This is a genomic window from Streptomyces sp. NBC_00353, assembly GCF_036108815.1.
Classification (GTDB): domain Bacteria; phylum Actinomycetota; class Actinomycetes; order Streptomycetales; family Streptomycetaceae; genus Streptomyces.
This window is the reverse complement of record NZ_CP107985.1, coordinates 4,213,539-4,236,330: the sequence shown is the minus strand read 5'-3', so window position 1 is coordinate 4,236,330 and position 22,792 is coordinate 4,213,539. Positions and strand designations below refer to the sequence as shown.

Sequence of the window (22,792 nt, the reverse complement as noted above, 5' to 3'; positions counted from 1 at the left end):
CCCCCCAGGAGGAGCGCCATCATGACCGCCACCACCCTCGACCAGAAGACCGCCCTGGTCGTCGTCGATCTTCAGAAGGGCATCGTCGACCTCCCCACCGCCCACCCCGCCGCCGACATCGTCGCGAACTCCGCGACCCTCGCCGACGCGTTCCGCGCCAAGGGTCTCCCGGTCGTCCTGGTCCGCGTGACCGGCGGCGCCCCCGGCCGCACCGAGGGCGCCCCCCGTTCCGGGCAGCCGGCTGCCGATTGGGCCGACATCGTCCCCGAGCTCGGCCCGCGCGACGGCGACATCGTGGTCACCAAGCAGCAGTGGGGCGCCTTCTACGGCACCGACCTCGACCTTCAGCTGCGCCGCCGCGGTGTCACGCAGGTCGTGCTGACGGGCATCGCGACCAGCATCGGCGTGGAGTCCACCGCCCGGGCCGCGAACGAGCACGGCTACAACGTCACCGTCGTCACGGACGCGGTCACCGACATGGACGGCGGCGCCCACGACAACAGCATCGAGAAGATCTTCCCGCGGCTGGGCGAGACGGACACCACCGAGGCGATCGTCAAGCTGCTGGGCTGAGCCCCGTCGAGCCGGACGGGTTCGGCCCGAGCCCGGTCACGGAGCGTCCCGGCGTCGGCTGATCTTGTTCCCCAGCCAGACCAGCGGGTCGTACTTGCGGTCCACCGCCCGCTCCTTCAGCGGGATCAGCGCATTGTCCGTGATCTTGATGTGCTCGGGACACACCTCCGTACAGCACTTGGTGATGTTGCAGTAGCCCAGCCCGTGTTCCTCCTGTGCCGTCGCCTTCCGGTCGAGTCCCGACTCGGCAGCGGCGTCCAGGGGGTGCATGTCCAGTTCGGCGATCCGCATCAGGAAGCGCGGTCCGGCGAACGCCGTCTTGTTCTCCTCGTGGTCGCGGACCACATGGCAGGTGTCCTGGCACAGGAAGCACTCGATGCACTTGCGGAACTCCTGCGAGCGGTCCACATCGACCTGCTGCATCCGGTAGTCGCCCGCCTTCACGCCTTTCGGCGGTACGAAGGCGGGCACTTCCCGCGCCTTGGTGTAGTTGAACGTCACGTCCGTCACCAGATCGCGGACCACCGGGAACGCCCGCAGCGGAGTGACGGTGATCGTCTCCTCCCGGCCGAACACCGACATGCGGGTCATGCACATCAGCCGCGGCCGCCCGTTGATCTCCGCGCTGCACGAGCCGCACTTGCCCGCCTTGCAGTTCCAGCGCACCGCCAGATCGCCCGCCTGGGTGGCCTGGATCCGGTGGATGATGTCGAGGACGACCTCCCCGTCGTTCACCTCGACCGTGAAGTCCTCCAGGCCGCCGCCGTCGGGGTCCCCGCGCCACACCCTGAACCGTGCGTCGTAGCTGCTCACTCGTACAGCTCCTCTTCGGCGAGGTACTTGACCAGCTCCTCCTTCTCGAAGAGGGAGAGCAGATCCGGGCGGATGGGTTCGGTCGTCCTCCGGACGAGTTCGATCTGGCCGCCCGGTTTCATGACGGCGTCGTCGGACAGCCGGCACAGCAGATTGGCCGGCCGCCAGGAGCGCTCCATCGTCGGACAGTCCTCGCGGGTGTGACCGCCGCGGCTCTCCGTGCGCTCCAGGGCCGCCCGGGCGATGCACTCGCTGACCAGCAGCATGTTCCGCAGGTCCAGCGAGAGGTGCCAGCCGGGGTTGAACTGCCGGTGCCCCTCGACTCCGGCGCGGTGCGCCCGTACCCGCAGGGCGGCCAGTTTCTCCAGGGCCTGTTCCATCTCGGGTGCCCGCCGGATGATGCCGACCAGGTCGTTCATCGTCTGCTGGAGTTCCTGGTGGAGGGTGTACGGATTCTCTGCCGTCGCCCCGTCCTCCAGGCCCTCCGCGCTGAACGGACGCAGGGCCTCCGCCGCTGCCTCGTCGATCTGCTCGTCATCCACCTCGGGGGCGGCGGACAGTCCGGCCGCGTACTCGGCGGCGTGCAGTCCGGCCCGCCGGCCGAAGACCAGCAGGTCGGAGAGGGAATTCCCGCCGAGCCGGTTGGAGCCGTGCATGCCGCCCGCGACCTCGCCCGCGGCGAACAGACCGGGCACGGCGACGGCCGCCGCAGTGTCCGAGTCGACGGCGATCCCGCCCATCACGTAGTGGCAGGTCGGGCCGACCTCCATCGCCTCCGCCGTGATGTCGACATCCGCCAGCTCCTTGAACTGGTGGTACATCGAGGGCAGCCGCCGCCGGATCGTCTCTGCGGGCATCCGGGTCGACACATCCAGGAACACTCCACCGTGCGGTGAGCCGCGGCCCGCCTTCACCTCGGAGTTGATGGCACGGGCGACCTCGTCGCGCGGCAGCAGCTCGGGCGGGCGGCGGTTGCGGTCCGGGTCCTCGTACCAGCGGTCGCCCTCCTCCTCCGACTGCGCGTACTTCTCCTTGAACACATCGGGGACGTAGTCGAACATGAACCGCTTGCCCTCGGAGTTGCGCAGTACGCCGCCGTCGCCGCGCACCGACTCGGTGACGAGGATGCCCTTCACCGACGGGGGCCAGACCATGCCGGTCGGGTGGAACTGCACGAACTCCATGTTCAGCAGGGGTGCGCCCGCCAGCAGCGCGAGGGCGTGGCCGTCGCCGGTGTACTCCCAGGAGTTCGACGTCACCTTGAAGGACTTGCCGATGCCGCCGGTGGCGAGGACGACCGCGGGGGCTTCGAGGACGAAGAAGCGACCGGACTCCCGCTCGTAGCAGAAGGTACCGCTGACCCTCTCGCCGTCCTTCAGCACTCGGGTGACGGTGCACTCCTGGAAGACCTTCAACCGGGCTTCGTAGTCGCCGTGTTCGCGGTAGTCCTCCTGCTGCAGCGAGACGATCTTCTGCTGGAGGGTGCGGATCAGTTCGAGGCCGGTACGGTCCCCGACGTGTGCGAGCCGCGGGTACTCATGGCCGCCGAAGTTGCGCTGGGAGATCTTTCCGTCCGGCGTACGGTCGAAGAGCGCACCCCAGGTCTCCAGCTCCCAGACCCGGTCCGGTGCCTCCTTGGCGTGCAGCTCCGCCATCCGCCACTGGTTGAGGAACTTCCCGCCGCGCATGGTGTCGCGGAAGTGCACCTGCCAGTTGTCCCCGGAGTTCACGTTGCCCATGGAGGCGGCGATTCCGCCCTCCGCCATGACGGTGTGTGCCTTGCCGAAGAGCGATTTGCAGATCACCGCAGTACGGGCGCCGCGCTCCCGTGCCTCGATGGCGGCGCGCAGTCCGGCGCCTCCGGCACCGACCACGACGACGTCCCACTGCTGCCGTTCGAGCTCTGTCATTCAGAAAAACCTCGGATCGTCGAAGGCGCCGGAGGCGACGAGATACACGTAGAAGTCGGCGAGCGCCACGCTGATCAGGGAGGACCAGGCCAGCAGCATGTGCCGGGCGTTGAGCCGGCCGACCCAGCCCCACAGCCGGTAGCGCACGGGGTGCTTGGAGAAGTGCCGCAGCCGGCCGCCGATGATGTGCCGGCAGGAGTGGCAGGACAGGGTGTACGCCCAGATCAGCACGATGTTGACCAGGAAGATCAGGGAGCCGAGGCCCATGTGGCCCCAGGCGTAGTGCTCGTCGCGGAAGGAGAGCACGGTGTCGTACGTGAGGATCCCGGCGACCGGCAGTGCGGCGTAGAAGAAGTACCGGTGGATGTTCTGCATGATCAGCGGGAAGCGGGTCTCGCCGGTGTACGTCGTGTGCGGCTCGGCGACCGCGCAGGCCGGGGGCGAGGCCCAGAAGCCCCGGTAGTAGGCCTTGCGGTAGTAGTAGCAGGTCAGCCGGAAGCCGAGCGGGAAGATCAGGATCAGCAGAGCGGGGGAGAGGCCCCACCAGCTGCCGAAGATCTCCCAGTTCGGGCCGTGCCGCATAGGGGCGCAGTTCTCCGCCAGGCAGGGCGAGTAGAACGGCGACACATAGGGGGCGGCGTAGTAGTCCGCGTTCGAGAAGGCCCGCCACGTCGAGTAGACGATGAAGGCGAGGAGCCCGCCCGCGGTCACCGCGGGCGCCAGCCACCAGCGGTCGGTCCGCAGATGGCGGGCGGCGATGGCGGCCCGCGAGGCGCCGTGCACACCGGACGGCCGGGCGCGTGCGCCGGGCCGGGCCGGCCCCTTCAGCTGTGGTGGATCCGTACCTGGTTCCGCACTTGGTTCCGTTCCGGTGGCCAAGGAACTCTCCTAGGGGGCGTGCCTGCCGCGGACGCCCAGACCCTCGTCGTCCGAGTCCGTCCACAGGGTGGCGTCGTACGGCGCCTCGGTGATCGTGATGACGTCGGTGACCGTGACGGCGCCGTCGGCGGGGTCGGTGCCACCGGCGGCGCCGGGCGGCCGTGGACCGGCTTCGGCCGTGCGCAGCTGCGCAAGGCTCCGCTCCAGCCGTCCGACGGTGCGGGCCAGGTCGTCGAGACAGTGCTGAACAGCTGTCAACTCATCGTGCAGTGACATGACTTGCTCTCACCTCCGCGGTCGCGGGTGGCAATGCTCATGCGCATGCGAGTGTCGCGCGTCACATCTCCTTTGGGAAGAGAGCGGGCCGTTCCGTCTTGACCGGACGCTCCGCCGCCCGGGTGAGGTTCGGGGCCGGTGCGCCGTGTCGGCGCCGACTCTCGCGCGTGGGCACCTTCAGTGGATGAGCGGAACCAGTGTGATCAACTGCAAATGCCACTAAAAGCACAATCCGGCCCATCCGTCTGCGGGTGGGCCGGGCCGGCCCCGGAGGTATCAGCCATGTCCCACGTCGGCGTCCCGCGCGGGACAGTCCGAAAGCGCCGCTCGCTCGCGCTCCTCGCGACGGGTGTGCTCACGATCCCCGCGCTGGCCGGGTGCACCAGTTCGGACAGAGTGACCACCGTCGCCATCGTGGTGCCGCAGGATGTCGCCCCCGCCGGCCGGGATCTGGTCGCCGACGGAGGCACGGTCAACTGGGCGATCGATGCGATGCCCACCACCTTCAATGCCTTCCAGGCGGACGCCGACGCCACGACCACGCGCATCACCGGGGCCCTGCTGCCGACGCTCTTCCCGCTGGACACCAAGGGCACCCCCCACATGAACTCCGACTATCTGGAATCGGCGAAGGTCATCGAGCGCGAACCCAAGCAGGTCGTGCTCTACCGGCTCAACCAGCAGGCCGTCTGGAGCGACGGCCGGGAGATCGGGGCCCCCGACTTCGTCGCCCAGTGGCGCGCGCTGAGCGGCAAGGACTCGGCGTTCTGGACCGCCCGCAACGCCGGCTACGACCGGATCGAGCGGATCGAGCGCGGCAAGACCGACCTGGAGGTCCGGGTCACCTTCGCCAAGCCGTACGGGGACTGGCGCTCCCTTTTCTCCCCGCTGTACCCGAAGCAGGTCACCAGCTCCCCGACCGCCTTCAACGACCGGGCGCGCACCACCCTCGCGGCCACCTCAGGACCGTTTCGGCTGCGCAGCGTGAACAAGAGCGCGGGCGCCGTCACCCTGACCCGCAACCCGCACTGGTGGGGCAGCCCGGCCAAGCTCGACTCGCTGGTCTTCCGGGCGGTCAAGCCGCAGGACCGGGTCCAGGCACTGGTCGGCGGCAAGGTCGACATCGCCGACATCGACGCCGCGGCGGCGCACCGGATCGTGGCCGCGGCGCGTGACAAGGGGGAGAACGGCCAGCCGCTCACCCACGGCCCGGGCTCCGAGATCGGCCCCGCCGCCGCACTGCGCTCCTGGGCCCTGGCGCACGGCTCCGACGAGAAGGCCGCGGCGGCCGCCCGGGCGAGTCGGGAGAAGACCCGGAAAGCGGCGGAGGTGTACGCCACCGAGCAGGACGGGCTGCGCGCCTATGTCGTACGCAAGTCGTTGGAGCCCGCCTACACGCAGCTCGCGCTGAACGGTGAGTCCGGGCCGCTCGCCGACGAACGGGTACGCCGCGCGGTGGCCCGTGCCCTCAACCGTCAGGAGCTCGTCGACACCGTACTGGGGCCGCTCGGCCTGCCCGCCGCGCCGCTCGGCAGCCACCTGGCGCTGGCCGGGCAGCCCGGATACCAGGACAACAGCGGCGCACTCGGCGAGCAGGACACCAAGAAGGCGCAGGCACTGCTGGCCGAAGCCGGCTGGACGCCGGGCGGCGCGACGAAGAAGAAGTCCGACGGTACGAAGGCGGGCAGCAAGGGCGAGAAGGTGAAGGGAGGCGAGCACGGCAAGGCGGAGCCGGCCGACAAGGCCACGAAGGCCGACAAGAGCGACGACAAGCCCGGCGACGACAACAAGCCGCGCGAGGACGAGGACACCAGCCCCGGCCACGTCCTCGCCCCCGCCCCGGCCGCCGCCGTCCAGAGCGCCGCCCTGCTGCGCCAGGCCGACGCCTTCACGTCCGCCGTTGCCGTCGCCGACACCAGCACCGCCGAGAGCTCCCGCGGCAAGGTCACCGGACAGAACCGCGGGCCGGGAGGTGCCGCCGGCGCCTATGCCCCCATGGGCACCGCGGCCCCCGCGGCTCCGGCCAAGGCCGCCGACTCCGTCCGCGACACGCTGGGCAAGGACGGCAAGCCGCTGACCTTGCGTTTCGTCCTGCCGTCCGGTCCCGGCTCGGAGTCTCTGCGGACCGTCGGGGAGAAGATTTCGGCCATGCTCGATTCGATCGGCATCCGCACGGAGATCATCAAGGTGGCGGACGCCGGCTACTTCAAGGACCATGTCGCCTCGGGCGCCTACGACCTGGCGCTGTACTCCTGGCCCGCCACCGCCTACCCGGCCACCGACGACCGGCCGATCTTCGCCAAGCCCGTGCCCGCCACCGACGGCTCGCTGCTCGTCGAGCAGAACTACACCCGCGTCGGTACGGACCACATCGACCAGCTCTTCGACCAGGCACTCTCCGAGCTCGACGAAGGCGCCGCCCAGGATCTGATGAAGCAGGCCGACGCCCGCATCTGGGCCGCCGCAGCGTCGATTCCGCTCTATCAGCGTCCGCAGCTGGTGGCCACCGGCAGGAAGCTCGTGAACGTCGGCGCCTTCGGCTTCGGAGTGCCCCACTACCAGGACATCGGTTTCAAGAAGCAGCAAGCGGCCGGTTCCCCCGCGAATCGTAAGAAGTAGCAGGTCAGAACCTCAACTGAAGCTCAGAACTGGCTCAAGTCTCTTGCCCGCCGCGGTCCCGGCGGGCAAGGTCATGAGCACCTGTTGACCCGGGTAGCCGCTCCATCCCCCCACCTCTGAGAGCCCCCACCCCGGAGCCCCAACTCCTAGCCCGCACCTCAGAGCCCCGCAGCTTCGGAGCCCCACCTCTGAAGCTGCTCAAGTCCCGAGTGCAGCCATCCCGCCCCGGGGATCATGGCCGTGACCACCGGTGAAATTCACCGGAAGACGTGACCACGGGGGCGGAAACAGGAAGAGGACACCGGCAGCCGTAGCGGTCGCTGCCGTCATGGCGACGGGCGTGAGCGCCTGTACGTCGAGTGACGGAACCACCCGCGAGCAGCCGCGGTCGGACGGTTCGCCGACGGCCGCCAGGACCGGCAAGGGCAACGTTCCCGTCACGGAATCACGGCCCCGGACCGGCAAAGGTGGCACGTACACCTGGTTTGACACCCGGCGTCGGTGGGTGCACAACGGAGTCACCGAGCCCCAGCACCTCACCGGCGCCAAGGGCGCCGGGTTCACCCAGCCGATGCGACGCCTGCGTACGGACACGGCGTCCGTACGGGCCGATGGGACCTCGCCGGACAACGACGCCGTGCTGCTCGCGCTCGGCGTTCACCTCGGTCCGGCGGAGAAGGGGGACGGGACGTCGGGGCTGGGCGAACCGGGAGAATATGCGCCTGTCGACAACGGAGGCGGTGAATTCAGCGGCGCTGCCGGACACCTTGTGGAGTTCAGCTCGGTACAGCTGATCGAGACCGATTTCCGCCACTCCTGCGGTCCTGGAAAGCACAGGGAAGAGATCGTCGGGCACGTGGTGAACTGGACTTCTTCGGGGTGCGGAGACATCAGGTGTGGAACGCCGCTGACCAAGCACGCATCGGCAGCGGCCCGTGAAGCGGTGCGCCTCTCCTGTCACTGGTAACACCTGCCCGGGAAGCCGCTACGGCGCCAGCCCCGTACCATGGGGGGTAGCCGTGGCGCGTCCGCCCGGCGGGCGTACCAGGACTTGAGACCGACTAAGACGCCTGATCCCACGATCCGAGAGAAGCGCAAGCCACCCATGCCCACGCGCCACGACATCCGTAACGTAGCCATCGTCGCCCACGTCGACCACGGCAAGACCACGCTGGTCGACGCCATGCTCAAGCAGGCGGGCGCGTTCGCCGCGCACGCCGCCGAGCACCTCGACGACCGCATGATGGACTCGAACGACCTGGAGCGTGAGAAGGGCATCACGATCCTGGCCAAGAACACGGCCGTCAAGTACCACCCGAAGGATGGCGGCGACGTCATCACCATCAACATCATCGACACCCCCGGCCACGCCGACTTCGGTGGCGAGGTCGAGCGCGGCCTGTCGATGGTGGACGCGGTCGTCCTGCTGGTCGACGCGTCGGAGGGCCCGCTCCCGCAGACCCGCTTCGTGCTCCGCAAGGCGCTGACGGCCAAGCTGCCGGTCATCCTCTGCATCAACAAGACGGACCGTCCGGACTCCCGGATCGCCGAGGTCATCGACGAGACGTACGACCTCTTCCTGGACCTGGACGCCGACGAGGACCAGATCGAGTTCCCGATCGTCTACGCCTGTGCCCGTGACGGCGTCGCCTCGCTGACCAAGCCGGAGGACGGTACCGTCCCGCCGGACAGCGACAGCCTGGAGCCGTTCTTCAGCACGATCCTCTCCGCGGTCCCGGCCCCGGAGTACGACGACGACGCGCCCCTCCAGGCCCACGTCACCAACCTGGACGCCGACAACTTCCTCGGCCGTATCGCGCTGTGCCGTGTCGAGCAGGGCGAGCTGCGCAAGGGCCAGACCGTCGCGTGGATCAAGCGTGACGGCTCGATGTCCAACGTCCGCATCACCGAGCTCCTGATGACCGAGGCGCTCACCCGTAAGCCTGCCGAGAAGGCCGGTCCGGGCGACATCTGCGCGATCGCCGGTATCCCGGACATCATGATCGGCGAGACCCTGGCCGACCCCGAGAACCCGATCGCGCTGCCGCTGATCACGGTCGACGAGCCGGCCATCTCGATGACCATCGGTGCGAACACCTCGCCGCTGGTCGGCAAGGGCGGCAAGGGCCACAAGGTCACTGCCCGGCAGATCAAGGACCGTCTGGACCGTGAGCTGGTCGGTAACGTCTCGCTCCGTGTCCTGGAGACCGAGCGCCCCGACGCCTGGGAGGTCCAGGGTCGTGGTGAGCTCGCGCTGGCCATCCTCGTCGAGCAGATGCGCCGTGAGGGCTTCGAGCTCACGGTCGGCAAGCCGGAGGTCGTCACCAAGCAGGTCGACGGCAAGACGCACGAGCCGATCGAGCGCATGACGATCGACTCCCCCGAGGAGCACCTCGGTGCGATCACGCAGCTGATGGCGACCCGTAAGGGCCGCATGGAGACGATGACGAACCACGGTTCGGGCTGGGTCCGCATGGAGTGGATCGTCCCGTCCCGCGGCCTGATCGGTTTCCGTACGGAGTTCCTGACGCAGACCCGCGGTACGGGCATCGCGCACTCCCTCTTCGAGGGCCACGAGCCGTGGTTCGGCGAGCTGCGCACCCGTCACAACGGTTCGCTGGTCGCGGACCGCTCGGGCTCGGTGACCCCGTTCGCGATGGTCAACCTGCAGGAGCGCGGTGTCATCTTCACCGAGGCCGGCACCGAGGTCTACGAGGGCATGATCATCGGCGAGAACTCGCGCGCCGACGACATGGACGTGAACATCACCAAGGAGAAGAAGCTCACCAACATGCGTGCGGCTTCCGCGGACACCACGGAGAACGTGGTGCCCGCCCGCAAGCTGTCGCTCGAGCAGTCGCTGGAGTTCTGCCGCGACGACGAGTGCATCGAGGTGACCCCGGAGACGGTCCGTATCCGCAAGGTCGTCCTGGACCAGAAGGAGCGCGGCCGCTCCGCGTCGCGCGCCAAGCGCTGACCCCGTACGACCCATTGACACAGGGCCCGGGCCCCCGCAGACACTGTGGGGGCCCGGGTTTTTCGTCAACTCGATTTCCTGCCCGAGGTGTCCGGATATCGGGCGTCGCTCTCCGGAACATGTGTTAACGGTCCGTTTCGCGGGTGTCTGTCTGGGATCGCTTTGTCCGGATTTCGGTCAACCATGCCTGGTCGATGTTGTCAAACCGAGACCCTTTAAGTGTGGTTTACAGCCCGGGCGTACTTAATAGTTGGCTCCATTGAGCTCGGGTCAATGGGTCACGCACTGTGGGGAGTGCCGACTCACGAGCACACTCGAGGCACTGAAACGATCACCGTCAGGGGTGTCGGTGTATCAAGCCAGTGCCTTTCTTGTAGTCAAAAGTGGACTCATGAGGAGGAAACCCATGCGTGGTGCCAAGAGCGCCAAGTGGGTCGCGGGAGCGGCCATCATCGCCCTGGCTGCGACCGCTTGTGGTGGCGGCAGTGACGAAGGCAAGGGCAAGGGGGGCGACAGCGGCAAGGGTGCTGTCAACGCCAACGGCATCTTCTCCGTCGAGGTCGGCGAGCCGCAGAACCCGCTGCAGCCGGCGAACACGATGGAGTCGAACGGCAGCATCGTCACCGACGCGATCTTCTCGCAGCTGGTCGACTACGACCCGGCCGGCAAGCTTGAGATGATCAACGCGGAGTCTGTCGACACCAAGGACAGCAAGCTCTGGACCGTCAAGCTCAAGAAGGACTGGAAGTTCCACGACGGAACGCCGGTCACCGCCGAGTCCTACGTCAAGGCGTGGAACTGGGCCGCGAACATCAAGAACGCGCAGACCAACGCGTCCTGGTTCGCCGACATCAAGGGCTTCACCGACGTCCACCCCGAGGACGAGAAGGCCAAGCCGAAGGCCGACGCCATGTCGGGTCTGAAGGTCGTCGACGACTACACCTTCACCATCGAGCTCAACAACCCGCTGCCGTACTTCGCGTACAAGCTCGGCTACACGGTCTTCTCGCCGCTGCCCGAGTCCTTCTACGCGGACCCGAAGGCTGCCGGCGAGAAGCCGGTCGGCAACGGCGCGTACAAGTTCGTCAGCTGGGACCACAAGAAGCAGATCAAGGTCGTCCGCTACGACGACTACAAGGGCCCCGACAAGGCGAAGAACGGTGGTGTGATCTTCAAGAACTACACCACCCTCGAGACCGCCTACGAGGACCTGAAGTCCGGCAACGTCGACGTGCTGCGCCAGATCGCGCCGAAGGACCTCCCGGTCTACCGGTCCGACCTCGGTGACCGCGCCGTGGACAAGGCGTACTCCGCCATCCAGACGCTCGGTGTCGCCATGTACACCAAGCAGTGGAAGAACACCGACCCGAAGGTCCTGCAGGGCCTGTCGATGGCGATCGACCGCGACACCATCACCAAGACGGTGCTCCAGGGCACCCGCGAGCCGGCCACGGGCTGGGTCGCCAAGGGTGTTCTCGGCTACCAGCCGAACGTCGCGGGTGACGTCACCACGTACAACCCGACGAAGGCCAAGGCTCTCATCAAGGAGGGCGGCGGTGTTCCGGGTAACAAGATCTACATCCAGTTCAACGCCGACGGCGGCCACAAGGAATGGGTCGAGGCTGTCTGCAACAGCATCACCCAGGCGACCGGCGTCGCGTGCGCCGGCGACTCGAAGGTCGACTTCCAGGCCGACCTGGACGCCCGTGACGCCAAGCAGGTCAAGTCGTTCTACCGCGGCGGCTGGGTGCTCGACTACCCGGTGAACGCGAACTTCATCAGCGACCTGTTCCGTACGGGTGCGGCCGGCAACAACGGCTTCTTCTCCAACAAGGACCTCGACAAGAAGATCAAGGCCGCGGACTCCGCTGCCACGCTCGACGAGTCGGTCAAGGGGTACCAGGAGATCGAGAAGGAGCTGGTCAACTACATGCCGACCATCCCGCTCTGGTACTACAAGGTCAACGCCGGTTACTCGGAGAAGGTCCAGAACGTCCAGTACGCCCAGGACGGCGACCCGATCCTGACCGAAGTTCAGGTCAAGAAGTAACCACCGACGTAGTCCGCGGGCCGGTGCGGGACCGACACTGACATCGGTCCCGGACCAGCCTGCACGCCGTGGCCGGGGGGCCCTTTCCCGTCACCGACGACCCCACAGGGGGTCGGTGACGGGGGAGGGCCCGTTGGCTGCCGCTTGCCACTTACATGGAGGCACCATGGGGCGCTATGTCGCACGACGACTGCTCCAGATGATCCCGGTCTTCATCGGGACAACCCTGCTGATCTTCCTGATGGTCTACACCCTGCCCGGCGACCCCGTGCGGGGACTCTTCGGGGACAAGGGCGCCGACCCTGCCACCCTTGCCGCCATGCGGCACCAACTGGGGCTGGACCAGCCGATCCTGCAGCAGTACTGGAATTACATGACAGGCATCGTCCTGCATTTTGATTTCGGCACTCAGATAGCCAGCGGTCGTCCGGTCACGGATGTCCTCGGTGACGCGTTCCCCGTCACCCTGCGACTGGCCGCCATGGCGTTCCTCATCGAGATCGTTCTCGGTATCGGCCTCGGCATGGTCGCCGGGCTGCGTGCCGGCCGTCTCGCGGACAACGCGATCCTGGTCTTCACTCTGCTGATCATCTCGATTCCGGTCTTCGTCCTCGGCTTCATCGTCAAGTCGGTGTTCGCCTTCCAGCTCGACTGGATCGCGCCGAACGTCTCGAACGATGCAACGTGGAGCGAGCTGATAGCACCGGCCGTCGTGCTCGGGTCGCTCTCCCTCGCCTACGTGGCACGACTGACGCGTACGACGATGGCCGAGAACCTGCGCTCGGACTACATGCGTACCGCTGTGGCCAAGGGGCTTCCCAAGCGCCGCATCGTCGGTGTGCACCTGATGCGCAACTCGCTGATCCCCGTCATCACCTTCCTCGGTACCGACCTGGGCGCCCTGATGGGCGGCGCGGTCGTGACCGAGGGTCTGTTCAACGTGAAGGGCGTCGGCGGCACCATCTACGAGTCGATCGTCCGGCGCGAGGGCACGACCCTGGTCGGCCTGGTCACCATCCTGGTGCTCGTCTACCTCTTCATGAGCCTGCTCGTCGACCTGCTGTACGCGGTCCTGGACCCGAGGATCCGTTATGCCTGACGTGATCAAGACCGCACCCGCGACCGAAGACCCGAAGACGGCAGTGGCGGAGCCGGTGGCCGTGAAGGCCGAGAAGGCCCGCAGCCTCTGGGGCGACGCGTGGGTCGACCTCCGCTCCAACTGGTACTTCGTCATCTCGTCCGTCCTCATCGTGATCCTGCTCGTCATGACGGTGTTCCCGGGGCTGTTCACCAGCGCCTCGCCGACCAGCAGCGACCTGGTGCATCACTTCCTCGGCAAGCCCGAGCTCGGCAAGGTCGGTTCGCCCGAGTGGCTGGGTTACGACGGTCAGGGCCGCAGTGTCTACGCGCGTGTCATCTACGGCACCCGGGCCTCGGTGATCGTCGGTATCTCCGTCACCGCGCTGGTGACCGTGTTCGGTGGCCTGATCGGCATGCTCGGCGGCTACTTCGGCGGCTGGGTCGACGCGCTCCTGTCCGGGTTCACCAACATCTTCCTCGGACTGCCCTTCCTGCTCGGCGCCATGGTGGTCCTGCAGGCGTTCACCGACCGCTCCGTCTGGGTCGTGGTCCTCGCCCTCGCGTTCCTCGGCTGGACACAGATCGCGCGTGTCATGCGCGGGGCCGTGATCACCATCAAGCAGTCGGACTACGTCCAGGCGGCCAGGGCTCTGGGTGCGGGCACGTCCCGGATCCTGTTCAAGCACATCCTGCCGAACGCCATGGCGCCGGTGATCGTCGTTGCGACCATCTCGCTGGGTGTGTACATCTCGGCCGAAGCCACCCTGTCCTACCTGGGTCTGGGGCTCGCCGAGCCGACGATCTCGTGGGGCATCGACATCTCGGGTGGCGCCAGTCAGATCCGCGTCGCGCAGCACATCCTGCTGTACCCGTCGATCATGCTCAGCATCACCGTTCTGGCGTTCATCATGCTCGGCGAAGCCGTCCGCAACGCCCTCGATCCGAAGTCGCGATAAGGAGGGCGTACGTGACTACCATCGACAAGACCGCAGAAGTCCCGTCCCCGCGCTCGGGTGACGACCACGTCGGCCCGCTGCTCGAAGTCCGTGACCTGCACGTGGAGTTCCACACCCGGGACGGTGTGGTCAAGGCCGTCAACGGCGTGAACTACAGCGTGGACGCAGGGGAGACGCTCGCCGTTCTCGGTGAGTCCGGCTCCGGCAAGTCCGTGACGGCGCAGGCCATCATGGGCATCCTCGACATGCCGCCGGGCAAGATCCCCCAGGGGGAGATCCTCTTCCGCGGCCAGGACATGCTGAAGATGTCCTACGAGGAGCGTCGGCAGATCCGTGGCCAGAAGATCGCGATGATCTTCCAGGACGCGCTCTCCTCGCTGAACCCGGTGCTCACCGTCGGCTACCAGCTCGGCGAGATGTTCCGGGTCCACCAGGGCCTGTCCAAGAAGGACGCGCAGGCCAAGGCCATCGACCTGATGGACCAGGTCAAGATCCCGGCTGCCAGGGCCCGGGTCTCGGACTACCCGCACCAGTTCTCCGGCGGTATGCGCCAGCGCATCATGATCGCCATGGCGCTGGCCCTGGAGCCGGACCTGATCATCGCGGACGAGCCGACCACCGCGCTCGACGTGACCGTGCAGGCCCAGGTGATGGACCTTCTCGCGGAGCTTCAGCGCGAGTACAACATGGGTCTCATCCTGATCACGCACGACCTCGGTGTCGTCGCCGACGTCGCGGACAAGATCGCCGTGATGTACGCGGGCCGGATCGTCGAGACCTCCCCGGTCCACGAGATCTACAAGCGCCCGGCACACCCGTACACCAAGGGTCTGCTGGAGTCGATCCCGCGGCTGGACCAGAAGGGCCAGGAGCTCTTCGCGATCAAGGGCCTGCCGCCCAACCTGCTCCGCGTGCCCACGGGTTGTGCCTTCAACCCGCGCTGCACGATGGCACAGGACATCTGCCGTACGGACATCCCGGCCCTGCGCCCGGTGACCGAGCAGGACGGCACCGAGCTGGTCGGCCGCGGCAGCGCCTGCCACTTCTGGAAGGAGACGATCCATGGCTGACATCAACAAGGAGCCCGTGGACGCCACCCCGAACGTCACCGAAGTGGCGACGGTCGACGCGGCCACCGAGGCGGAGGCCGTTGCCGCCATCGAGGCGCCGGTGCCGCAGGGCGAGCCGATCCTCCAGGTCCGTAACCTGGTCAAGCACTTCCCGCTGACCCAGGGCATCCTGTTCAAGAAGCAGGTCGGTGCGGTCAAGGCCGTGGACGGCATCTCGTTCGACCTGTACCAGGGCGAGACGCTCGGCATCGTGGGCGAGTCCGGCTGTGGCAAGTCCACGGTCGCCAAGCTCCTGATGACGCTGGAGCGGGCCACCGCCGGTGAGGTCTTCTACAAGGGCCAGGACATCACCAAGCTGTCCGGCCGCGCGCTGAAGGCCGTACGCCGGAACATCCAGATGGTGTTCCAGGACCCGTACACCTCGCTGAACCCCCGGATGACGGTCGGCGACATCATCGGGGAGCCCTTCGAGATCCACCCCGAGGTGGCGCCCAAGGGCGACCGGCGCCGCAAGGTGCAGGACCTCCTGGATGTCGTGGGTCTCAACCCGGAGTACATCAACCGTTATCCGCACCAGTTCTCCGGCGGTCAGCGCCAGCGCATCGGCATCGCCCGCGGCCTCGCGCTCAACCCGGAGATCATCATCTGCGACGAGCCGGTCTCCGCGCTCGACGTGTCGGTGCAGGCACAGGTCATCAACCTGATGGAGAAGCTGCAGGACGAGTTCAACCTCTCCTACCTCTTCATCGCGCACGACCTGTCGATCGTCCGGCACATCTCGGACCGGGTCGGCGTCATGTACCTCGGCAAGATGGCCGAGATCGGTACGGACGAGCAGATCTACGACCACCCCACGCACCCCTACACCCAGGCGCTGCTGTCGGCGGTCCCGGTTCCGGACCCGGAGGCCCGTGAGGGTCGCGAGCGGATCATCCTCACCGGTGACGTCCCGTCGCCGGCGAACCCGCCGTCGGGCTGCCGCTTCCGCACCCGCTGCTGGAAGGCCCAGGACAAGTGCGCGACGGAGGTGCCGCTGCTGGCGATCCCCGAGCGCTTCAAGTCCTCGGACACTCCGGCCGCGCACGAGTCGGCGTGCCACTTCGCCGAGGAGAAGGACGTCGTGCACGCGGCGTAGTTCTGCTCGAAGGCGCAGGTACGAAGGCGCCCGGAACCGATCGGTTCCGGGCGCCTTTCCCATGTCCCGGGAACCGGGCTCGCAGGTGGCTCGGGTCAATGGGCCGACGTGCTCGGTTCCCCGGGCCGGAGGGCCGGGTGGATCGCGGACCGATCGGATCCGTCTCCGCCCGGCCGCTTCCGGGGCGAGGGCAGGGGTGTCAGCCCCCGGCCTTGGGGTTCTCGGTGTTCTGCTCGGCCGGGCCCGGCGCGTCCTGGCCCGTACGCGCCCGCGGGACGGACGACACGGTCCCGGGGCCTTCCGGGTGGTGGCAGGCCGTCAGATGGCCGTCCCGGCTCCCCTCGATGCGTACCAGTGGCGGCGTCTCGCTCGCGCACTTCTCCGTCGCCTTCCAGCAGCGGGTGCGGAACCGGCAGCCCGACGGCGGGTCGACCGGAGACGGCACATCGCCGGTCAGCCGGATCCGCTCACGGGCCGGCACGTCGTCGGCGGTCGCCTCCGGCACGGCGGAGAGCAGCGCCTTCGTGTACGGGTGGCGCGGGTTGCCGTACAGATCGTCCCGGTCGGCGATCTCCACGATCCGGCCGAGATACATCACCGCGACGCGCTGCGAGAAGTGACGTACGACGGCGAGGTCGTGCGCGATGAACAGGAACGCGATGCCCAGTTCCTTCTGCAGCTTCTGGAGCAGGTTCACCACCTGCGCCTGGATCGACACGTCCAGCGCCGAGACCGGCTCGTCGGCGACGATCAGCTTCGGCTCCAGGGCCAGCGCCCGGGCCACCCCGATGCGCTGGCGCTGACCGCCGGAGAACTCGTGCGGGAAGCGGTTGTAGTGCTCCGGGTTGAGCCCCACCGTCTCCAGCAGTTCGCGTACGCGCGCCTCGCGACCGCCCGCCGGGTTGATGCCGTTGATCTCCATCGGTCCGGCGACGATCTTGCCGACGGTCTGCCGCGGGTTCAGCGAGGCGTACGGGTCCTGGAAGATCATCTGGATCTCGGAGCGGACCGGCACCAGCTCGCGCCGCGAGGCATGGGTGATGTCCTGCCCGCGGTACGAGATCTTGCCGCCGGTCGGCTCCAGCAGCCGGGTGATCAGCCGGCCCGTCGTCGACTTGCCGCACCCGGACTCGCCGACCAGGCCCAGGCTCTCGCCCTCGGAGACCGTGAAGTCCAGTCCGTCCACGGCCTGCACCGCGCCGACGGTCCGCCGGATCGGGAAGCCGCCCCTGATCGGGAAGTGCTTGGTGAGTCCGGCGACGTCCAGGAGGGGATCGGTGCTGCTCATAGTGGGGAAGTCCCGTCTCTTGTACGTCAGTTGGGCCGGGTGCCGGCGAAGTCGGCGAAGAACTCGGTGCGCTGCTCCGCGGTGAGGTGGCAGGCGGCCCCGCGTCCGGCCACCAGCTCCAGCGGCGGCTGGTCGGTCGCGCAGCGCGCGCCGCCGACCCGCTCGGTGAACGAGCACCGCGGGTGGAACCGGCAGCCGGTCGGCGGGTTGAGGAGGCTCGGAGGGGTGCCCGGGATCGGCGACAGCGGTACGTCGACCGGTCCCTCGAGAGTCGGCATCGACCCCAGCAGGCCCCAGGTGTAGGGGTGCTGGGGCGCCCGCAGCACCTCCTTCTTGGTGCCGCGCTCCACGCACCGCCCGCCGTACATCACCAGCACGTCGTCCGCGATGTCGGCGATGACACCGAGGTCGTGGGTGATGAAGATGATCGATGTGCCGGTCTCCTGCTGGAGCTCCTTGAGCAGGTCGATGATCTGGGCCTGCACGGTGACGTCCAGCGCGGTGGTCGGCTCGTCGGCGATCAGCAGCTCCGGGTTGCAGACCAGCGCCATGGCGATCATCGCGCGCTGGCGCATACCGCCGGAGAACTGGTGCGGATAGTCGTCGACCCGCAGATCGGGCTGCGGGATGCCCACCTTGGTGAGCATTTCGATCGCCCGGGCCCGGCTCTCCCGCTTGGAGGCGCCGGTGTGCTTGCGATACGTCTCGGAGATCTGTTTCCCGATGGTGTGGTACGGCGAGAGGGAGGCCAGCGCGTCCTGGAAGATCATGGCCATCTTGTTGCCGCGCAGCCGCTCCAGCTCCCGCTCCGAGGCGGTGAGCAGGTCCTGCCCGTCGAGCAGGATCTCCCCCTCGATCTCGGTGTGGTCGGGGTGGTGCAGGCCGAGGATCGTCAGGTTGGTCACGGACTTCCCGGAACCGGACTCGCCGACGATGCCGAGCGTGCGGCCCCGTTCGACGTCGAACGACAGCCCGTCGACGGCCTTGACCATGCCGTCATCGGTGGAGAAGTGCACGCGCAGATCGCGTACGGAGAGGAAGGGGGTGCTCATTGGATCTCTCCCTAGGCGAGGCGGACGCGTGGATCGATGAGGGCGTAGACGGCGTCGACGATGATGTTGAAGACGACGATCGCTGCTGCCGCGACCAGGACGACACCGAGCAGCAGCGGCAGGTCGTTGTCGAGGACGGCCTTGATGGAGAGTGCGCCGATGCCGTGCAGTCCGAAGGTCTTCTCGGTGATGATCGCGCCGCCGAGGAGCAGGCCGAGGTCCAGTCCGAAGATGGTGACGATCGGCCCCATGGCACCGCGCCAGGCGAACCGGAAGAAGACGGTGCGTCGGGACAGGCCCTTGGCGCGTGCCGTGCGCACGTAGTCCTCGCTCAGCGTCTCGACGAGCTGGGAGCGGGCCATGCGCGTGTAGTTGGCGGTGAAGATGAGCGCCAGTACGAACCATGGCAGCAGCAGTCCCTGGAACCAGCCGGCCGGGTCCTCGGTGAATGGGACGTCCTTGGGGCGGCTGAGGATGTGCCACTGGTCCGCCAGGTAGTACATGGCGACGACACCGACGATGTAGATCTGCATCGAGGAGAAGATGAGGGAGGCCGAGGAGGCCACCTTGTCGACCGCTTTGCCCTGCCGGACCGCGGCCAGCATGCCGGTGCCCACGCCGAAGATCACGAAGATGACGGCACTGCCCACCGAGAGGGAGAGGGTCGTCGGGAAGCGGTCGATGATCGTGCCCAGGACCGGTTCACGGTTGTGGAAGGAGTACCCGAGGCACGGTGCGGGGCAGTGCCCGAAGGAGGTGTAGTCCCGGCCCACGAACACGGCCTGGAGCCAGTGCCAGTACTGCACGGGCAGCGGGTCGGAGATGCCGAGGTTGCGCTTTACCAGTGCCAGCGTCTCGGGCGTGCACACCTTGCCGCAGGCAACGCGGGCCGGGTCGCGGGGTGCGACGTAGAAGAGGACGAAAGTGATGGCACTGATGATCAGCAGGATGACCAGTGCGCCGATTGCCCGGCGGATGAGGAAGCGGAACATGGCGATGGATTTCCCTGGCAGACGCCGACGAGTGGGAGGGGAGCGGGCGGGGCACCGCAGGGGTGCCCCGCCTCGGGAGTGTGGGCGTCAGGCCTTCACGAACAGCTTGTAGAAGACGGCCGAGGACCACAGCGGGTGGAACATGGCGCCGCCGACCTTCGAGCCGTACAGGTAGAAGCGGCGCTGGAACGTCTCGGGGATGATCGGCGCCTCCTCCGTCATGATCCGCTTGTCCAGCGCTGCCCAGGCCTTGCCGGCCGCGGCCGGGTCGGCGATGGTGACGTTCTTCTTGATCGCCGCGTCGACCCAGTCGACCTTCAGCTGCGAGATGTTGTTGGAGCCGTTGGCGATGGTGCCGCCGTCGAACAGCGGCTGCACCAGCGTGTAGCCGGTCGGCCAGTCCGGGGACCAGCCGAACCACATCACGTCGAACTTGTTGTCGATCTGCTGGACCTGGTCGTAGTAGCTGGTCGAGTCCAGCGGCTTGATGACCGGGTCGAAGCCCGCCGCCTTGAGGGCGTTCTCGATGACGACCTTGGTCTTGTCGTAGGTGTTGCTCTGCGGGAAGGCGTAGACGACCTTCTGGCCCTCCTTGCCCGCCTCCTTCAGCAGCTTCTTGGCCGCCTCGGGGTCGCCCTGCGGCTTCTTCAGCTTGCCGTAGACGTCGTCATGGGCGTAGCCGAGGATGTCCGGGCTGAGGATGGACGTCGCGTAGTCACCGGCCGACGGGCCACCGTAGATCTTGCGGATCTGCTCCAGCGGCCAGGCGTGGATGAGCGCCTGACGCACCTTCAGGTCGGTGATCCGCTTGGTGTTGATGGCGTAGTAGTAGATGCCGGTCAGCAGGCCGTTGAAGGTGCGCTTCTTCAGCTCGGGGTCGGTGAGGACCTTCTGGATGCGCTCGGCCGGGACACCGCTGTACGCCATGACCGCGTACTGGTCGTCGCCGTCGTCGGCGATCATACGGTCCGTCGCCGGGAGCGATTCCGGACCGAACTCGTACACGAAGCTGTCCGGGTAGGCGTTACGGATCGAGTCCGTGTTCGGGTCCCAGTGGGGGTTGCGCACCAGCGTCATCGACTTGTCGACGGCGTGGCTCTTGACGCGGTACGGACCGCACGAGACCGGGTCCTTGTCGTACCTCTCCTTGCTGTCGCCCTTGACCGGGACGGCACCGTAGGAGCTCATCGCGAGGGTGAAGTTGAAGTCCGGACGGGCCTCGGCGAGCTTGAAGGTGATGGTCTTCGCCGCGGCGTCGGTGACGACCGAGTCGAGGTGCTTGCCGCTGAACGGGCCCTTGTACTTCGACCGGAAGTCGGTGCTGCCGGTCAGTGCGGTCTGGGCGTATCCGGCGCCCTCGGTGGTGAAGCTGGCGAAGCCGCGCTCGATGCCGTGGCGCACGTCCTCGACGGTGAGCTCCTTGCCGTCCTCCCACTTCAGACCGTCCTTCAGCGTGAAGGTCCAGGTCTTTCCGCCGTCGCCGATGGTGCCGGCGTCGGTGGCGAGGTCACCGACCAGCTTCATCGATCCGTCCGCCGCGATCTTGTAACCGGTCAGGCAGCGGATGAAGAGGTCACCGACCGCGGAGTTCCAGGAGAAGTAGATGCGCTGCGGGTCGAGGTGGGAGAAGTCGTCCGGGGCGATGCCGCGGATCGTGCCACCCTTCTTCGCCCCTTCGACCTCGGGTGCGGGACCGGTGGAGTCCTCCTTGGTGCCGACGACGACGGCGCCGGTGTACTTGTCGGCACCGCCGTGCCCGCCGCCCTTGTTGCTCTTGCCGGCCGTGCTGCCGCTGCTGCAGGCGGAGAGGACCATCGAGCCACCGGCCGCGACCGACGTGGCGATGACGAAGTTTCTGCGGGAAAGGGACATGGCTTCCTGCCCTGGTCGATTGAGAGGAACGATGGATCCGGCGGGCCCCGTCGCCCGGTCGGAGGGAGTACGGTTCAGCGCTTGGTCTTCGGGTCCAGTGCGTCACGCACCGAGTCGCCCAGGAGGTTGAAGGCGATCACGAAGATCACCATCGTGACGCCGGGGAAGAGCATGAACGTGATGTCGCTCTGGTAGACGTCCGATCCGCGCTGGATCATCACGCCCCAGTCGGGTGTCGGGGAGGTGAGCCCGACACCGAGGAAGGCGAGGCCCGCCTCGGCCGTGACGTATGCGGGCAGCGCGAGCGTCGCCTGGATGAGGATCGGCGTCCAGAGGTTGGGAAGCAGTTCCTTGAAGATGATCCGCGCCGGCGATGCGCCGGTGACCTTGGCCGCTTCGATGAACTCGCGTTCGCGCAGGGCGAGTACCTCGCCACGCAGCAGACGCGCGATGGACGCCCAGCCGAAGGCGGTCATCACCGAGATGAGACTGACGACGGTCAGCCAGACCGGGGTGTTCTCCTCCGGCGAGACCAGGATCGAGATCATCACCGGCCAGAAGGCGATGAAGAAGAGCGTGGAGGGGAAGGCCAGCAGGATATCGATGACCCGGCCGACGAGGTAGTCGGTCTTCCCGCCGAGATAGCCGGCCGTGATACCGACGGCGATTCCGATCGCCGTCACCAGCAACGTCGTTGCCGCAGCGATGAGCAGCGAGTTGCGCATGGCGTAGAGCAGAAACGTGAAGACGTCCCGGCCGAGTCCGGGCTCGATGCCGAACCAGAAGTCGCCGCTGATACCGCCGTTGGGCAGAACCGGGGAGCCGAAGTCGTCGAGCAGGCTCGTGTCGTTCTGACCGTACGTCGTGTACGGATCCTTGCCGTACAGCTTGGCGATCAGCGGGGCGCAGAGGGCCACCACGAAGAAGGCGACGACCACATAGGCCGAAATCATGCCGGTGCGGTCGCGCTTGAAGCGCCGCCAGGCCAACTTTCCCGGCGAACGGCCCTCGCCGCCCTTGGGAGCCGAAGGATCCGGCGTCGGCAGTGCCTTCGCATCCACTACCTCAAGAGGAGCGGTTGTGTGCGGGGTTGGAATCGTCATGGTGCTCCTGGCCCGAGGGTCGAAGGACTCCGCAGGGCAACACCTACGGGCTACTCGGACTTTTTCAACGCAATTCACGGAGGGTCAATGAATGTCCGGTTGACTTGAGGCGCTCTTTGGGACCTTGACGGATACATGGCCAATGAT

The 22,792-nt window shown here is 67.4% G+C and carries 18 protein-coding genes; 9 read left to right on the top strand and 9 right to left on the bottom strand.

Going from position 1 to position 22,792, the window contains the following annotated elements; translation table 11 throughout:
• Positions 1-21 precede the first annotated feature (21 nt).
• Positions 22-573 (top strand): isochorismatase family protein, encoded by a 552-nt coding sequence (locus OHA88_RS19060; RefSeq protein WP_267002324.1) that lies wholly within the window; start codon positions 22-24, stop codon positions 571-573.
• 36 nt (positions 574-609) lie between these two features.
• On the opposite strand, the gene OHA88_RS19055 is transcribed toward OHA88_RS19060, so the two are convergent.
• The 4 genes from OHA88_RS19055 to OHA88_RS19040 are packed head-to-tail and all read right to left on the bottom strand — an operon-like array spanning position 610 to position 4,451.
• Positions 610-1,386, bottom strand: a complete 777-nt coding sequence (locus OHA88_RS19055; protein WP_328626408.1) for a succinate dehydrogenase/fumarate reductase iron-sulfur subunit — start codon at positions 1,384-1,386, stop codon at positions 610-612.
• Positions 1,383-3,296, bottom strand: a complete 1,914-nt coding sequence (locus tag OHA88_RS19050; protein WP_328626407.1) for a fumarate reductase/succinate dehydrogenase flavoprotein subunit — start codon at positions 3,294-3,296, stop codon at positions 1,383-1,385. The genes OHA88_RS19055 and OHA88_RS19050 overlap by 4 nt, the downstream gene beginning before the upstream one ends.
• Positions 3,297-4,175 carry a hypothetical protein gene (locus tag OHA88_RS19045; RefSeq protein ID WP_328626406.1) on the bottom strand — a complete coding sequence of 293 codons (879 nt, stop codon included), beginning with the start codon at positions 4,173-4,175 and terminating at the stop codon, positions 3,297-3,299. It abuts the gene before it with no gap.
• Between the two features lie 9 nt (positions 4,176-4,184).
• Positions 4,185-4,451 (bottom strand): hypothetical protein, encoded by a 267-nt coding sequence (locus OHA88_RS19040; protein ID WP_328626405.1) that lies wholly within the window; start codon positions 4,449-4,451, stop codon positions 4,185-4,187.
• A 282-nt stretch (positions 4,452-4,733) separates the two neighbouring features.
• Here OHA88_RS19040 and OHA88_RS19035 point away from each other — a divergent pair, with 282 nt between their 5' ends.
• The 8 genes from OHA88_RS19035 (at position 4,734) to OHA88_RS19000 (ending at position 16,338) form a co-directional block, all read left to right on the top strand.
• The gene (locus tag OHA88_RS19035; RefSeq protein ID WP_328626404.1) at positions 4,734-7,070 is read left to right on the top strand and encodes an ABC transporter family substrate-binding protein; all 2,337 of its coding nucleotides are present in this window, start codon (positions 4,734-4,736) and stop codon (positions 7,068-7,070) included.
• Positions 7,071-7,398: 328 nt separating this feature from the next.
• Positions 7,399-8,037 (top strand): hypothetical protein, encoded by a 639-nt coding sequence (locus tag OHA88_RS19030; protein WP_328626403.1) that lies wholly within the window; start codon positions 7,399-7,401, stop codon positions 8,035-8,037.
• A 138-nt stretch (positions 8,038-8,175) separates the two neighbouring features.
• On the top strand, positions 8,176-10,047 hold the full coding sequence (gene typA / locus OHA88_RS19025) for a translational GTPase TypA (protein ID WP_267002310.1): 1,872 nt from the start codon (positions 8,176-8,178) through the stop codon (positions 10,045-10,047).
• Positions 10,048-10,453: 406 nt separating this feature from the next.
• A complete protein-coding gene (locus OHA88_RS19020; RefSeq protein WP_326627591.1) occupies positions 10,454-12,097 on the top strand; it encodes a peptide ABC transporter substrate-binding protein in 1,644 nt (547 codons plus the stop codon).
• 166 nt (positions 12,098-12,263) lie between these two features.
• Complete coding sequence (locus OHA88_RS19015) at positions 12,264-13,196, top strand: ABC transporter permease (RefSeq protein WP_328626402.1); 933 nt, start codon at positions 12,264-12,266, stop codon at positions 13,194-13,196.
• A complete protein-coding gene (locus OHA88_RS19010; protein WP_328626401.1) occupies positions 13,189-14,133 on the top strand; it encodes an ABC transporter permease in 945 nt (314 codons plus the stop codon). The genes OHA88_RS19015 and OHA88_RS19010 overlap by 8 nt, the downstream gene beginning before the upstream one ends.
• An 11-nt stretch (positions 14,134-14,144) precedes the next feature.
• On the top strand, positions 14,145-15,203 hold the full coding sequence (locus tag OHA88_RS19005; protein WP_326605589.1) for an ABC transporter ATP-binding protein: 1,059 nt from the start codon (positions 14,145-14,147) through the stop codon (positions 15,201-15,203).
• Positions 15,196-16,338: an ABC transporter ATP-binding protein gene (locus tag OHA88_RS19000; protein WP_328626400.1), complete on the top strand. Its 1,143-nt coding sequence runs from the start codon at positions 15,196-15,198 to the stop codon at positions 16,336-16,338. The genes OHA88_RS19005 and OHA88_RS19000 overlap by 8 nt, the downstream gene beginning before the upstream one ends.
• Before the next feature lie 199 nt (positions 16,339-16,537).
• Here the strand turns inward: OHA88_RS19000 and OHA88_RS18995 are convergent, their stop codons facing one another.
• The 5 genes from OHA88_RS18995 to OHA88_RS18975 all read right to left on the bottom strand — a co-directional run bounded on the left by OHA88_RS18995 (position 16,538) and on the right by OHA88_RS18975 (position 22,645).
• Positions 16,538-17,626, bottom strand: a complete 1,089-nt coding sequence (locus OHA88_RS18995; RefSeq protein WP_328626399.1) for an ABC transporter ATP-binding protein — start codon at positions 17,624-17,626, stop codon at positions 16,538-16,540.
• A gap of 26 nt (positions 17,627-17,652) precedes the next feature.
• Positions 17,653-18,678, bottom strand: a complete 1,026-nt coding sequence (locus OHA88_RS18990) for an ABC transporter ATP-binding protein (RefSeq protein ID WP_326627584.1) — start codon at positions 18,676-18,678, stop codon at positions 17,653-17,655.
• Between the two features lie 11 nt (positions 18,679-18,689).
• Positions 18,690-19,670, bottom strand: coding sequence for an ABC transporter permease (locus tag OHA88_RS18985; protein ID WP_326605593.1), 981 nt, complete (start codon positions 19,668-19,670; stop codon positions 18,690-18,692).
• Positions 19,671-19,757: 87 nt separating this feature from the next.
• On the bottom strand, positions 19,758-21,542 hold the full coding sequence (locus OHA88_RS18980; RefSeq protein WP_328626398.1) for an ABC transporter substrate-binding protein: 1,785 nt from the start codon (positions 21,540-21,542) through the stop codon (positions 19,758-19,760).
• Positions 21,543-21,616: 74 nt separating this feature from the next.
• Positions 21,617-22,645 carry an ABC transporter permease gene (locus tag OHA88_RS18975; RefSeq protein WP_328626397.1) on the bottom strand — a complete coding sequence of 343 codons (1,029 nt, stop codon included), beginning with the start codon at positions 22,643-22,645 and terminating at the stop codon, positions 21,617-21,619.
• Between the last annotated feature and the right edge of the window lie 147 nt (positions 22,646-22,792).

Excerpts from the sequence above, each read along its gene's own strand:
- OHA88_RS18975 (WP_328626397.1), bottom strand. The coding sequence starts at position 22,645 with ATGACGATTCCAACCCCGCACACAACCGCTCCTCTTGAGGTAGTGGAT.
- OHA88_RS18995 (WP_328626399.1), bottom strand. The coding sequence starts at position 17,626 with ATGAGCAGCACCGATCCCCTCCTGGACGTCGCCGGACTCACCAAGCAC.
- OHA88_RS19015 (WP_328626402.1), top strand. The coding sequence starts at position 12,264 with ATGGGGCGCTATGTCGCACGACGACTGCTCCAGATGATCCCGGTCTTC.
- OHA88_RS19040 (WP_328626405.1), bottom strand. The coding sequence starts at position 4,451 with ATGTCACTGCACGATGAGTTGACAGCTGTTCAGCACTGTCTCGACGAC.
- typA (WP_267002310.1), top strand. The coding sequence starts at position 8,176 with ATGCCCACGCGCCACGACATCCGTAACGTAGCCATCGTCGCCCACGTC.
- OHA88_RS18990 (WP_326627584.1), bottom strand. The coding sequence starts at position 18,678 with ATGAGCACCCCCTTCCTCTCCGTACGCGATCTGCGCGTGCACTTCTCC.
- OHA88_RS19060 (WP_267002324.1), top strand. The coding sequence starts at position 22 with ATGACCGCCACCACCCTCGACCAGAAGACCGCCCTGGTCGTCGTCGAT.
- OHA88_RS18980 (WP_328626398.1), bottom strand. The coding sequence starts at position 21,542 with ATGTCCCTTTCCCGCAGAAACTTCGTCATCGCCACGTCGGTCGCGGCC.
- OHA88_RS19030 (WP_328626403.1), top strand. The coding sequence starts at position 7,399 with ATGGCGACGGGCGTGAGCGCCTGTACGTCGAGTGACGGAACCACCCGC.
- OHA88_RS19050 (WP_328626407.1), bottom strand. The coding sequence starts at position 3,296 with ATGACAGAGCTCGAACGGCAGCAGTGGGACGTCGTCGTGGTCGGTGCC.
- OHA88_RS19000 (WP_328626400.1), top strand. The coding sequence starts at position 15,196 with ATGGCTGACATCAACAAGGAGCCCGTGGACGCCACCCCGAACGTCACC.
- OHA88_RS18985 (WP_326605593.1), bottom strand. The coding sequence starts at position 19,670 with ATGTTCCGCTTCCTCATCCGCCGGGCAATCGGCGCACTGGTCATCCTG.
- OHA88_RS19020 (WP_326627591.1), top strand. The coding sequence starts at position 10,454 with ATGCGTGGTGCCAAGAGCGCCAAGTGGGTCGCGGGAGCGGCCATCATC.
- OHA88_RS19010 (WP_328626401.1), top strand. The coding sequence starts at position 13,189 with ATGCCTGACGTGATCAAGACCGCACCCGCGACCGAAGACCCGAAGACG.
- OHA88_RS19035 (WP_328626404.1), top strand. The coding sequence starts at position 4,734 with ATGTCCCACGTCGGCGTCCCGCGCGGGACAGTCCGAAAGCGCCGCTCG.